Origin of the sequence: Methanofastidiosum sp. (assembly GCA_013178285.1) — an archaeon.
Taxonomy (GTDB): domain Archaea; phylum Methanobacteriota_B; class Thermococci; order Methanofastidiosales; family Methanofastidiosaceae; genus Methanofastidiosum.
Window position 1 is genome coordinate 61492 of the sequence record JABLXD010000007.1, and the last position, 12977, is coordinate 74468.

The following is a 12977-nucleotide window of genomic DNA, read 5'->3' on the forward strand; positions in this document are numbered from 1 at the left end:
GAGGATTTTTAATGGTTGATAACTCTCCAGGCTCTCGTATTGAAAGAGTGAAAAAATTAAATATTCAACATAATAGTTTTTCAGCTAAAGATATGATTGGTGTGGATGACTTCAAAGAACTGTCGGATATTTTTAAAGATGAACCAATAGTTATAGAGAAATTTAAATTAATGAGAAAAATAATTGGAAAAAAAAGAGAGAAATAGAAAAGTATATAAAATTAAAATCAAGATAATATGCATGGATAAAAGTCGTATTATTAGTTTATTAGGAGGTATTATACTAATTGTAGCTGCTTTTTTGCCATTCTTTTATTTTATTGATGGCTGGTACTCTATTTTTGAGATTACATACGCTGTGTTAATGAATTTTACCAATAACGCAACTATGCAGAACTTTTTACTTCAAATAAATCCATCCTACGGAATGGCTGCTATGACCTTAGCACTGATGGTTGCAGGATTTTTCCTACTTGTTATTGGGGGTTTGTTAGCAATCATTAAAAAATCTGGGGGATCAGTAGCAGGTCCTGGAGGAATGGTAGTACTAACAATAGCAGGTTTTCTTTACGCCGGAGCATTAATATTTGGATTTCTAGCAATTGGATTTTATTTGGGCTGGGTCGGCGCGATTCTATGTATCATAGGTGGAGCAATATCCCCCGATAAAGACAAAAGCAGAGTTAATGTTTCAGTAAATCAACAGCAAAATGTTACAACTACTGGAACACCTATTACTTCAAATCAAAACACAAACAATCCACCACAAAATAAAGATATTAAGTTTTGTAATCAATGCGGATACCAAAATAAAAAAGATACTTCGTTCTGCGTTAATTGCGGCAATAGATTATAACTTTTTTTATTTTAATCTATTTTCTATTAAATTAATTCTATTACGAATTTCGTAATATTGTAACTAAATAAATTGTCAAGGGAAACATTTATTAGTGATTGATATTACTTTTTAACATACTTCCACATGGGAGTACGAAAACGGAGGTATTAAGAATGAAAAGAATAGGACAAATAAGCATTGTATTACTATTGGTATTGGCTGTCGTTGCAGCCAGTGGATGTACTGGTACACAAAGCAGAAAATTAGTAGAAGAAGGATACCTTACCATTGGTACTGAAGCTCAGTTCCCCCCTTTTGAAATAAGGAAGGCTGATGGAAGTTTCTACGGTTTTGATATTGCTTTGGGTGAAGCTTTAGCTAAAGAACTAGGACTTAAGCCAAAGTTCGTTGATACTGATTTTGCTTCAATAATTGCATCACTAAATTCTGGAAAATTTGACATTGCCATGTCTGCTATGACTATAACTGAAGAAAGAAAGAAAACAGTTAACTTCTCAGATTCATACTTTGATGCCGGTCTTAGCATGGCCGTTCCATTCAACAGCAACGTGCAAACAATTAATGACCTAAATGGCGCAATAGTTGGCGTTCAACTTGGAACTACAGGAGATCTATACGCATCTGAACTCAAAAACATAAAAGAAGTAAAGAGATACAACCATGCGCCAGACGCATTTCTAGACATGAAAAACGGAAAATTAGACGCAGTAATTAACGATGACGTTGTTTCAAAGCCTATCGTTGCAAGTGACCCTACAGCATTCAAGATTGTTGGTGGATTACTTACAGTAGAAGAATATGGAATTGCAATTCCAAAAGACAATCCAGACTTACTCGTGAAAGTAAACGCAGCCCTTAAAAAACTCAAAGAAAACGGAACCTACGACCAAATATACGACCAATACATAGTTAACTGGTCTGAAGAATAAAAAAGAAAAAGGTGACCAAAGTGGTGGGACTAGGATTTCAATTTGATTTATTTGTAAGAATACTTCCAGAGTTATTACGGGGTGCAGCTATAACTGTTCAGCTTACTGCATTTTCTGTTGCTATAGGAACTTTAATCGGACTATTGATGGGTATTGCAAGAATTTCACACTATCGAATTATTAATGCCCCGGCTACGCTGTATGTTGAATTCATCCGAGGAACGCCGCTTTTGGTCCAAATAATGATAGTTTATTATGGATTACCTGCATTAGGGGTAAATCTCGATCAATATACTTCTGGTATACTTGCTTTATCTATTAACAGTGGTGCATATATCGCTGAAATATTTAAAGCAGGAATTAAATCAATTAAAAAGGGACAAACTGAAGCCTCGATTTCATTGGGATTGAATTATATACAAACAATGAGATATGTAATATTGCCACAAGCAACTAGAAATATTCTCCCGGCTTTAGGAAACGAATTTATAGCTTTATTAAAAGATTCTTCACTTGTTTCAGTAATAGCTATCTCTGAACTTTTAAGACGTGGTATGATTGTTTATTCAAGAACTTATGATGCGTGGACGCCACTACTTGGCGTTGCATTAATTTATCTTTGTATTACTATACCACTCTCCAGGGCAGTCCAATACATTGAAAAGAGGTGGGAAATACATGATTAGAGATACTCTCAAAAGAAAAAAATCTAAATTTACAAATGGAACTTCAAATGGAGCTCCTATGATAAAAATGACACATGTAAAAAAATCTTTTGGAGATCTAGTTGTACTGAAGGACATTAATCTTGAAATAAAGAAAGGTGAAGTCTTAGTAGTTCTCGGACCTTCTGGATCAGGTAAAAGTACTTTGATTAGATGTATTAATAGGTTGGAGAAAATAGATGAGGGCCAAATTATACTAGAAGGAACGGACATCTATTCTCCAGATATGGATGTTCATGAGTTAAGGACAAAAGTTGGAATGGTATTCCAACAATTCAATTTGTTCCCGCATATGAAGGTACTAGACAATGTGATTCTTTCCCCGATAAAAGTTAAGAAGATTTCCAAAGATGTTGCAAAGAAAGAAGCATTAGAACTACTAAAAAAGGTGGGACTTGAAGACAAATCTAACTCTTATCCTCATGAACTTTCTGGAGGGCAACAACAAAGAGTTGCAATTGCAAGAGCACTTGCTATGAATCCTGATGTTATGTTGTTTGATGAAGTTACATCTGCTCTAGATCCAGAACTTGTTAAAGGAGTTCTCGAAACAATGAAAGAACTTGCAAAAATGGGAATGACTATGATTGTTGTCACCCACGAAATGGGATTTGCAAAAGAAGTAGCAGATAGAGTTATTTTCATGGATGAAGGATATATAATCGAAGAAAATGAACCTAAAGAGCTATTTGAAAATCCAAAGAATCCAAGAACTCAGGCATTTATATCAAAGATACTATAATAAACCATAAATATTCTTTTTTTATTAATAGTAATATGACAAAAAAAATTTTAATATTAACGTTGACTTTAATTAGTTTGATATTGAGTTTAGGTTGCATAGGCCAAGGGTCTAATCCAAAAATAGAGAAAGATATACTTTACCAATACTCAACCATTGAAGCTCTTTTAGAAGGAATTTATGATGGCAACATGACTTTCGGAGAACTTGGGGCCCATGGAGACTATGGACTTGGAACAGTCAATGCTCTAGATGGGGAAATGATTCAAGTTGATGGAAAGTTTTACCAAATAAAGATTGATGGAGTAGCCTATCCAATTTCTGATAACGAAAAAACTCCATTTGCGGTAGTATCCTTTTTTGATCTGGATAAATCCGTTAAAATTAATGGCCCATTGAATTACAAGCAATTTACAGAGTATCTTGATGAAAATATACCTACAAATAATCTCTATTATATGGTGGTAGTAAAAGGTAATTTTGATTACATAAAGACTAGAAGCGTCCCTAGACAGCAATCACCTTACGTGCCCTTAGTCAAAGCAATAGAGGGGCAAAAAACTTTTGAATTCACCAATGTAAGGGGAACATTGATAGGTTTTAGGATGCCTGAATACATAGGGGATATGAACGTTCCAGGATATCACTTCCACTTTATTACCGAAGATAAAAAAGCTGGAGGTCATGTTTTAGAATTGATTATTCAAGATCAAGAAGCATATATTGATTATACCGATAACTTCTTTATGAAAGTCCCAGAAAATAAATTATTCTACAATTTGAATTCCGGACAAGGCAATGAAGAAGATGTCCAAACAGTCGAGAAAGGAAAATAAGACGCCCTAGTAGGTATTATTTTTCTATTAATTCTCATTTTTTATAAAAATATATAAATCCAAATATTTAATATTCATCATGGATGTAAAAGAAGCCATAAATAAAAGAAGAGCATATAGATCTTTAGAGCCTGCAGAGATAACGCCGGACATCATTAATTCACTAGCTGGAAGTGCTCAACTTTCACCTTCTTGTTTTAATAATCAACCGTGGAGATACGTATTCGTTACAGACTCTGAGAAACTTATTGAAATGCATTCTGCACTTTCCCAAGGGAATGAATGGGCCAAAGCTGCATCAATGATTATAGCTGTATTTTCTAAAAAAGAAAATGACTGTTTGATAAAAGATAGAGAGTACTACTTATTTGACACCGGTATGGCTACTGCGTTCATAATATTGAGGGCAACTGAAATTGGATTAGTTGCCCATCCAATCGCAGGATTCAGCCCGAAAAAAACAAGAGAGATACTAGAGATACCTGATGAGATGAATGTAATTACTCTTGTTATAGTTGGAAAACATTCTTCTAATATGAATCCTTTAATGAATGAAGATCAGATAGAAGTTGAAAAGGAAAGGCCAGAAAGATTACAAGTTAATAAATTTGTTTTTATGAACAAATACATGGCCAATAAATAAATTCAAGTAAACTTATATATACAATGAAGGTGTCTTGATATAATAGAAAATCTTAATAAAACATTATATTTTTTGATTCATATAATAGGAGGGTAATCAAATGGAAGGTATTTCTATTGTTCTTTGTGGTGAAGCTGGTCAAGGTATAGAAACTATAGAGGACATTCTAACAAGAATATTAAAAATTTCAAGATACAATGTCTTTTCTGCAAGAGAATATATGTCTAGAGTCAGAGGAGGTATCAATTCAACAGAAATACGTGTGTCTCCAAAACGTAATAGGGCTTATGTAGATAGAATTGACTTATTATTTGCTTTGAGTAAAAACTCTATCAATCATCTAAAAGGTAGGATAACGGAAAATACAATAATATTTGGAGATAAAGAGGTAATAGGCGATATTCCAAATGCGGTTGATATACCTTTATCAAAAACTTCTAAAAAAGTGGGAAGTAGTTTATTTTCTAATACGATTACTGCAGGAGTAATTTGCGGATTGCTAAATGTTTCAGAATATGAGATAAATGATTTTATTTCAAAATATTTTGAAAGCAAAGGACAAGAGATAGTTAACAAGAATCTTGAAGCTATTAGTCAAGGATATGAGTTGGCTAATAATATAATAGATTCTGGAGTTTCTATAAAGGCTAGAAGAAGTGACGAAATATCTGGAGATTTGGGAAAAGATATTCTTATGTCGGGCAAAGATGCAGTTGCACTTGGAGCTCTTGCAGGAGGATGTAATTTTATTTCGGGTTATCCAATGTCACCTGCTACAGGAGTTCTTTCTTTTATGTCAGCACATTCAAAAGAATTTGATATTATAGCCGAACAAGCTGAAGATGAGATAAGTGCAATTAACATGGCCATAGGGGCATGGTATGCAGGCGGAAGGGGAATGACCACAACTTCAGGCGGAGGATTTGCTTTGATGGAAGAAGGATTAAGCCTAGCTGGAATGTCTGAAACTCCTGTTGTTATCCATATAGGGCAGAGGCCAGGTCCAGCTACAGGACTCCCAACAAGGACGGAACAAGGAGATCTTGACCTTTCATTATATGCAGGCCATGGAGATTTTGCTCGAGTGATATTATCTCCAGGAAGTATTGAAGATTGCTTCTATTTATCAAAATATGCTTTTTCTCTAGCAGACAAATACCAGATTCCTGTTTTTATATTAACAGACCAATATTTGTTAGATTGCCAGTATAATATTACATCTCTAGATTATAAGAAATATGGGGTAAAAAAATATGTAATTAAAACAGAAAAAGAGTATCAAAGATATCAGTTCACAAAGACTGGAGTTTCTCCAAGAGGTATACCTGGATTTGGAGAGGGATTAATAGTGCAAACTGGAAATGAGCATGATGAAACTGGCCATACAACTGAAAATGCAATTATAAGGAAAAAGATGGTTGAAAAGAGATTCAAAGAAAAGCTTAATCAGTTGAAAAATGAGGTCATCTATCCCGAACTACTTGGAGGTAAAGCATATAAGTTTCTCTTAATAGGGTGGGGATCTACTAAAAATATTGTAGAAGAAGCCCTAAAAGAATTGAAAGAACCTCGAATGGGATTTCTTTATTTTAAACAAGTTTACCCACTACCAAGAGAAATGATGGGGTACTTAATAAATGCTCAAAAGATTATTACGATAGAAAATAATGCTTCAGGGCAATTTGCAAATCTTATTAAAAAAGAAACGGGTTTTGATATAAAGTATAGAATTTTAAAATATGACGGTAGACCCTTTTCTGTTGAGGACGTTGTGACAAAAATAAGGGATATTTTGGAGGAATAAAATGGAAGCTAAAGATTTTGATATTCAAAATATTGACATTTCATGGTGCCCTGGATGCGGGAACTTTACTTTATTGAAAATACTAAAAGAAACATTTGCAGAACTCCAAATAATGCCAGAAAATTTAGCAGTTATTTCGGGTATTGGACAATCGGCAAAAACTCCCCACTATTTCAAAAATAATACTTTTCATACATTACATGGCAGAGCTGTTCCCATAGCAACAGCGATAAAAGCAGTTAATCCAAATATAACAGTTATTGCTGAAGGGGGAGACGGAGACATGTACGGTGAAGGAGGAAATCATATACTTCATGCGATAAGAAGGAATCCAGACATAACAAATATAATACATAATAACATGGTTTATGGCCTAACTAAAGGACAAGCTTCGCCTACTACAATGTTAGGGGTCAAAACTACGCTACAAACTGATGGTGTTATACTAGAACCTTTCAATCCTATAGCAGTTGCAATAGCATTGAATGCTTCTTTTGTTGCCCGTGCGTTTGTGGGAGATATTGAGAAAACAAAAGAAATTCTAAAAAAAGCTATTTCACACAAAGGATACGCAATAGTAGATATATTCCAGCAATGCCCTTCCTTTAATAAAATAAACACTTTTGAATGGTTTAAACAGAATACTTATTATCTTGAGGATAGCCATGATCCTTACAATAGAATCGAAGCGTTCAAGAGATCTATTGAGACAGAAAAATTCCCTCTTGGTATTTTCTATATAAATAAAAGAAATTCGTTTGAAGAAAATCATGACCTATATAAAGACAATAAAGACCCATTATGTTTTAGAGAAAGGGATCAAAACATAATACAGCAATTCATAGACTCAAAAATGCGTTAAGTTATAAATAATTGACATAAATCTTTTAAACTTACCTAATTCTTTCATTTCAGGGTGATAAAATAGCTACAAAGAAAAAGAAGGATGTTACTGAGAAAAAGGTAACTAAAACTACTAAGGCTGCTACAAAAAAATCAGTTACTCCAAAAGTAGAGAAGAAAGTCGCCTCAACAAAGAAAGAAAAATCATTCTTAAAGGAAAACAAGAAGATAGCAATAGTTGGGGCCGTTGCAATAGTATTAGTAATTGCTACAATAGCTGGGTTTTACTACACTCAAGAAAGCGAAAAGGACAAAGTAGAAGAAGCAGTCAGATTACACATTGAATATTATAACACTAGAAATATTGATGCATACTATGACTTAGTATCTCAAAATTCTAAGGATAAATACGGCATTAAATTAGAAGATATATCCAATCTCCTTAATAAAGCTGCATTTGATGGAACAAATATTACAATAGTAAATATAAGCCAGATAACAGTTCAAGGAAATGATGCAGAAGTTAGAGGGGTAATACTTGCAAAGAACAATCAGGGATCTGAATCAAGATCTTTCGTTGAACTCTATAAAAAGGAAAACGGAGAATGGAAATACGAACAAAGAATGTGGGAAGATACCGCTACTTCGCAGTCTCCTCAGTAAGAATATTTTTACCTTTTTCGGAAGGAACTATTTTTAATTTTGCATTTTTAAATTCTTTTTTAATCTCTTTTCCATCATAAAGCCTATCTAAAAATAGGGCTAATGCAGATATTTCAGAATGGGGTTGATTTGTCACTGAAAGATTATACGTTGACATTTCATAAATGTCCTTTGGAACTTTTTCTGCTCCAATTACTATCATAAGGTTTTTATTATTTTTAAAAACAGAATCTTTAATCTCTTCAATTTTATCTTCAAACGGAATCCCATACATAGTCAAGTGCACAGATATTCCTTCAAATTTTTTGAAAGCTTGTTTGTATGTTTCAAAATTGACGGAAAAATCTCCGCCCCACCGCTTACATACACTATCCAAACTTTTTTTTATTTTTTCATCCTTTTCCCAAATAGAAATTGAATTGGCCCCAAAGGTTCTAGAAACTAAGGCAACGTGAGTTGTGATACGATGATCTCTTTCGGGCCTGTGGCCAATTCTAAGAACTGTGATGCTCATTTTTTGATCATTGTAGAGGACATTTGTACACCAGGAACTCTTCTAATAGAGCTGGTGAGTATATCAAGCTCTCCTAATTCTTTTACGTTAACTTTAACAATCATATCATATTCGCCATAGAGCTCATGTACTTCAATCACATTCTTCATGTTAGAAATTTTTTCAATGACATCTTCTTCAGTTCCGGGTTGTACAACACAAAGTATAAATGCTATCATTTTTATCCCTTCTTTTTTAAATTTAACATATTTTTAAACTTTTTGCATGATGGTTGCCATTTGTCTATATTATGCCATAAAATTCAGGCTTTCTATCGTTAAATATGTTATTTTTTGGATTAAGATTTTTATCTCTTGCTTTTAATGGATCTACTTCAACTTCATAGCTCTCCTGTTTAGCTTCTGAAGCTCTGAAAATAATCTTCCCATCTGGACCTACAATCTGGCTCTGCCCAATAAATTTTAATCCCCTTTCTTCACCAACCCTATTTGAGGTAATAGAGTAAACTCTGTTTTGAAGGCATATAGTTTTCATTGCTTCTGGGCAGTAAGGCATAACCAGATTAGCAGGATGGCATAGTATATCTGCCCCCATGAGTGACAAAGTTCTAGTAGATTCAGGAAAAAACCAATCAAAACAGATCATTGTGCCAATTTTAATTCCTTCCACTTCAAATATTTTAAATCCTAAATCGCCAGGAATGAAATAATCCTTCTCATCAAAGAAAAGATGTATTTTTCTGTATTTTCCAATATATTCTCCCTTACTAACAACGGCCAGAGAATTATATAATCCCTTTTCTGTTTTTTCAGATAGTCCAAAAACAATTGTTTTATCGTTGCCCTCAGTAAAATCTTTCAATGTTTTTGTTGTATAGCCATCTGGGATATTTTCAGAAACTTCTAAGACTTCATTCTTATTTTTAAAATTATAGCCAGTATTAAAAAGTTCGGGTAAAACTATCAATGATGCCTCGTTTTTTTCCATCAATTTGATTGCATTGTCCACATTCTTTTTAACGTCAAGTAGCTCTATATTCATCTGGATAAATCCTACTTTCATAAAGCTATTTTAGAATTAATAATTAAAAAGACTTTCTTCCAATGAAGACAATATATCGCCCAAATCTATTTAGTATCGGTAGAAATATCAACTTTGGATACAACGACCCAATTCTTTTTGTATAATCCTTGAATGTGGCATCTATTTCCTTTTTTGAATAGTACCTTATCCTCACAGATATTTTCTTTCCACCAGAGTATACGGATAATTTTCCTTTCCTTTTTTTTATGGCCCTCATGGGATTTTTTCCTTCTTTAACTGATTTCATTATCCAAGACATATTATAGATATTGCCAACTGTAAATACCAAATAACCGTCTTTTTTTAAGCAGAAGTCTGAGCACTCTTTAAAATTTGAGATATTTGCATGATTCAAGGGGCCAAAAACCGATATAATATTGTCGAAGGTATTCCCCTTAAATGGAAGTTTTTCCATGTCTGCTACTAGGTAGTAGTTTCCATTCTTGCCATTCTTTGCTTTTTTAACCATTTCGTAAGATATGTCAGCAGAGATTACTTCGTGCCCTTTATTTTTCAATAATCTCGAGTGATGCCCTGTTCCGCACCCAATATCTAAAGTCAGACCTAAAGGTAAATTTGAAAGAATCTTTTCTTCTTCCATTCTCATTTTTATATTTAAATTATCAGAATATCTTGAATCATAGTCTTGGGAGAGGGAATCATAAAAACGTCTCTTATCCATTTAATCCTATCCTGATATCTTTTTGAGTATAGTCTTTATAGAAGATTATCATAAAATTTTATAAACTAATCCTTTAGAAGCAGTAAAAGAGTTGCCATTATGAGAAAAATAGGATTTTTTTTATTACTAATCATAGTTTCTTCGGCATGTGTACAATTTACCCCAAGTCAAACGAATGAGAAAAATTATAGCGTTAAGGAAAATAGTATTATTCCGCCAAAAAAGTATTCAATAGATGACTCTGATATCACCCTTACTTACTATGGGACAATTGATGGGGTTGAGCTTGGATACCAGATTGCGCCACACAATGTTGCCATGAAATCTTTAGAGGCTTTTTATCGATATCATGATACTGGGAACGAATCTTATCTAACTAGAGGATTATATCTAGCAGACTGGCTTATGGAGAATGCTGAGTACAGGGATAATGGAACTTTTGTAGTTTGGACATACGATTATCCTTGGCCCCCCTACGACCTTAAAGAAGGGTGGACTGGATCCCTAAATCAAGCAACAATAATAAAAGCCCTTTCATTTGCACATTTATATTCTAAGGACGAAAAATATAAGCAAATGATTGACAAAAGCCTTAATGCTTTTGAAGTTGAGGTTAAGGATGGTGGGCTCAGGATGATTAGAGAAGATGAAGGCAAGTATTATGTGTGGTACCCAGAGTATGCAAAAGAAACTCCCCCTTATGTTCTTAATGGATTTATTACAGTGATTGTTCGTTTGAGAGAGTATTATCTTATTTCAACTGATAAGAAAGCAGAGAGACTTTATCTTGAAGGTCTAGCTTCTCTTGAACATTATTTACCAGAATACGATGCCGGAAACAAAAAAAGTTACTACGATGCAATGGGGAATATAGCAAATGATCACTACCATGAAATGCATGTTGCCCAATTAGATTCATTATACCAATATACCAAAAATCCAATATTTAGAGAATACAAAGAAAAGTGGGAAAGAAAATAAATTCTAGTAACCTGAATCCTGCCTCTCTGTTGTCTCAAAAGTCGTTTGATCCTTCTTCATAGTTTCAGATATTTTTATTGTTTCCTTTCTAATTTCTTCTAGCTCTGAGAAAATCATTTTTTCTTTTATTTTTTCTGGAGGTCCAATTTCTACTATGTTTCCTTCAAGTAAGAAACAAGACCTGTCACAGGCATCGACAACAAAGTCCGAGTCATGAGTTATTATAATGAAAGTTTGGTCTAAATATTCCCTTGATTTTCTTATTGCATTTGCAATTTCTTTTGTCCCCCTTGGCTCATCAAGAATAACAAGATTTGGTTCCTTTATCAAAATCTGTGCCAAAGCAACTGTATGCCGCTCACCTTCAGAAAGCGATTCAGGTGTTTTATGGATAATTTCTTCGATTTTATTTTTATTAAATCCTACTGCCTCTAGGACATCAGATACTTTTTTTGTTGCTATTTCTATGGGGAGCTTTAATCCAATTGACTCAGTTAAATTGTCAAAAACAGTTTTATTTTGGTAGAGAGAGTATTCCTGGTGCAAAATTCCTATATAGGGTGCTGCCCTTATTCTACCTGAAGAGCCATCTTCTTTCATATTTATCCATTCATCACCAATTCTAAGTTTAAATTCTCCTTCTTTAAAAGGAATTAACCCCCCTATAATCTTAGAAACGGTAGTTTTCCCAGCCCCACTCTTACCTACAATACCAAAGATCTCTTTCTCATTGACGGTAAGGGAGAAATTATCAACGGCTTTAATTACTCCCCTTGATATAGAATAAAAGTATTTTTTTACATTGACTAGGGATATCATCTCTTTTCCAGTTTCTGTAAAAATCAATTTATAATCGTCTGTGGGATTTATATCTTCTACGATTAGATTGGACGAATCTAATTCTTCAGTTATCTTTCCTTTGTCAAGAACTAATGCCCTCTCAGTGACTTTGCTAATTATAGAAGATTTTTGAGATGCAACTACTAGACTTTTACTATCATTCTTAAAAATGCTAATTAATGTCTTTTCAATAATATCTGAAGTAACAGGATCAAGAGTTTCTGTTGGCTCATCAGCAAACAATACTATTGGATCTAATGCGAGTTGCCTAGCTAAAACAAGTCTTTGCTTCTCTCCCCCAGAGAGGTCTCTTGCAACATGAGTCATCCTATGTATCAAGTTAACTTTCTGAAGAATTTCAATTATTCTAGAATTGATTTCTTTTTCTGGTAATTGCATGTCTACGAATACTTCGTACATGTTTTCAATTACAGATCTCTGCCCGAAAAGTGCAAATGTTCTCTGAAACATTATCGCCGTTCTTCTCTTCAGCATATTGAAAAATTCAGCGTCTTTCCAAAAATTTATTTTTTTGGGAACGTATTCAGAATTACATTTAAGGCATTTATTTCCTGCATAGCTTGGGAGATTGATATGTTTACATTTTGGACAATATGAAACAAAGTAGTATACATTTCCCTTTGAAGGGGCGTAACCCTTTGTACCCCTTAAGATATTGAGTAAAACTGATTTTCCGCTACCTGTAGGGCCATATAACCCTAAGGAATCTCCTTCTTTAATTGAAAAAGAAATATTATCCAATATTACTACGTCGTCAACAATAAATGAAAGATTTTCAACTTGAATTAGATTGTGCTTCATTTTAATCCCCAA

General features: G+C 33.7%; 15 protein-coding genes. 10 read left to right on the forward strand and 5 right to left on the reverse strand.

Features of this window, described 5'->3' with window-relative positions:
* Positions 1–11 precede the first annotated feature (11 nt).
* From HPY60_04035 to HPY60_04075, 9 genes are all read left to right on the forward strand, one after another.
* The gene (locus HPY60_04035; protein ID NPV50351.1) at positions 12–206 is read left to right on the forward strand and encodes a hypothetical protein; all 195 of its coding nucleotides are present in this window, start codon (positions 12–14) and stop codon (positions 204–206) included.
* Positions 207–240: 34 nt separating this feature from the next.
* Positions 241–855, forward strand: a complete 615-nt coding sequence (locus tag HPY60_04040) for a zinc ribbon domain-containing protein (GenBank protein NPV50352.1) — start codon at positions 241–243, stop codon at positions 853–855.
* Positions 856–1010: 155 nt separating this feature from the next.
* Positions 1011–1787 (forward strand): basic amino acid ABC transporter substrate-binding protein, encoded by a 777-nt coding sequence (locus HPY60_04045; protein NPV50353.1) that lies wholly within the window; start codon positions 1011–1013, stop codon positions 1785–1787.
* A gap of 20 nt (positions 1788–1807) precedes the next feature.
* Entirely contained in the window at positions 1808–2473 is a 666-nt protein-coding gene (locus HPY60_04050; GenBank protein ID NPV50354.1) for an amino acid ABC transporter permease, read from the forward strand.
* Between the two features lie 58 nt (positions 2474–2531).
* Positions 2532–3254 carry an amino acid ABC transporter ATP-binding protein gene (locus HPY60_04055; protein NPV50355.1) on the forward strand — a complete coding sequence of 241 codons (723 nt, stop codon included), beginning with the start codon at positions 2532–2534 and terminating at the stop codon, positions 3252–3254.
* 35 nt (positions 3255–3289) lie between these two features.
* Positions 3290–4090 carry an acetolactate decarboxylase gene (gene budA, locus HPY60_04060; GenBank protein NPV50356.1) on the forward strand — a complete coding sequence of 267 codons (801 nt, stop codon included), beginning with the start codon at positions 3290–3292 and terminating at the stop codon, positions 4088–4090.
* 79 nt (positions 4091–4169) lie between these two features.
* Positions 4170–4733, forward strand: a complete 564-nt coding sequence (locus HPY60_04065) for a nitroreductase family protein (GenBank protein ID NPV50357.1) — start codon at positions 4170–4172, stop codon at positions 4731–4733.
* Between the two features lie 100 nt (positions 4734–4833).
* Positions 4834–6537, forward strand: coding sequence for a 2-oxoacid:acceptor oxidoreductase subunit alpha (locus HPY60_04070; protein NPV50358.1), 1704 nt, complete (start codon positions 4834–4836; stop codon positions 6535–6537).
* A 1-nt stretch (position 6538) separates the two neighbouring features.
* On the forward strand, positions 6539–7399 hold the full coding sequence (locus HPY60_04075) for a 2-oxoacid ferredoxin oxidoreductase (protein NPV50359.1): 861 nt from the start codon (positions 6539–6541) through the stop codon (positions 7397–7399).
* A gap of 621 nt (positions 7400–8020) precedes the next feature.
* Here HPY60_04075 and HPY60_04080 read toward each other — a convergent pair.
* From HPY60_04080 to HPY60_04095, 4 genes are all read right to left on the reverse strand, one after another.
* Complete coding sequence (locus HPY60_04080; GenBank protein ID NPV50360.1) at positions 8021–8557, reverse strand: tRNA (cytidine(56)-2'-O)-methyltransferase; 537 nt, start codon at positions 8555–8557, stop codon at positions 8021–8023.
* A complete protein-coding gene (locus HPY60_04085) occupies positions 8554–8775 on the reverse strand; it encodes an Lrp/AsnC ligand binding domain-containing protein (protein ID NPV50361.1) in 222 nt (73 codons plus the stop codon). The genes HPY60_04080 and HPY60_04085 overlap by 4 nt, the downstream gene beginning before the upstream one ends.
* Positions 8776–8839: 64 nt before the next feature.
* A complete protein-coding gene (locus tag HPY60_04090; protein NPV50362.1) occupies positions 8840–9619 on the reverse strand; it encodes an acyltransferase in 780 nt (259 codons plus the stop codon).
* 22 nt (positions 9620–9641) lie between these two features.
* Positions 9642–10322: a class I SAM-dependent methyltransferase gene (locus HPY60_04095; protein NPV50363.1), complete on the reverse strand. Its 681-nt coding sequence runs from the start codon at positions 10320–10322 to the stop codon at positions 9642–9644.
* A gap of 99 nt (positions 10323–10421) precedes the next feature.
* Between HPY60_04095 and HPY60_04100 the strand changes: the two genes are divergently transcribed.
* Positions 10422–11303, forward strand: coding sequence for a hypothetical protein (locus HPY60_04100; protein ID NPV50364.1), 882 nt, complete (start codon positions 10422–10424; stop codon positions 11301–11303).
* A gap of 3 nt (positions 11304–11306) precedes the next feature.
* Here HPY60_04100 and atwA read toward each other — a convergent pair whose 3' ends face one another.
* Complete coding sequence (gene atwA / locus HPY60_04105) at positions 11307–12965, reverse strand: methyl coenzyme M reductase system, component A2 (protein NPV50365.1); 1659 nt, start codon at positions 12963–12965, stop codon at positions 11307–11309.
* Between the last annotated feature and the right edge of the window lie 12 nt (positions 12966–12977).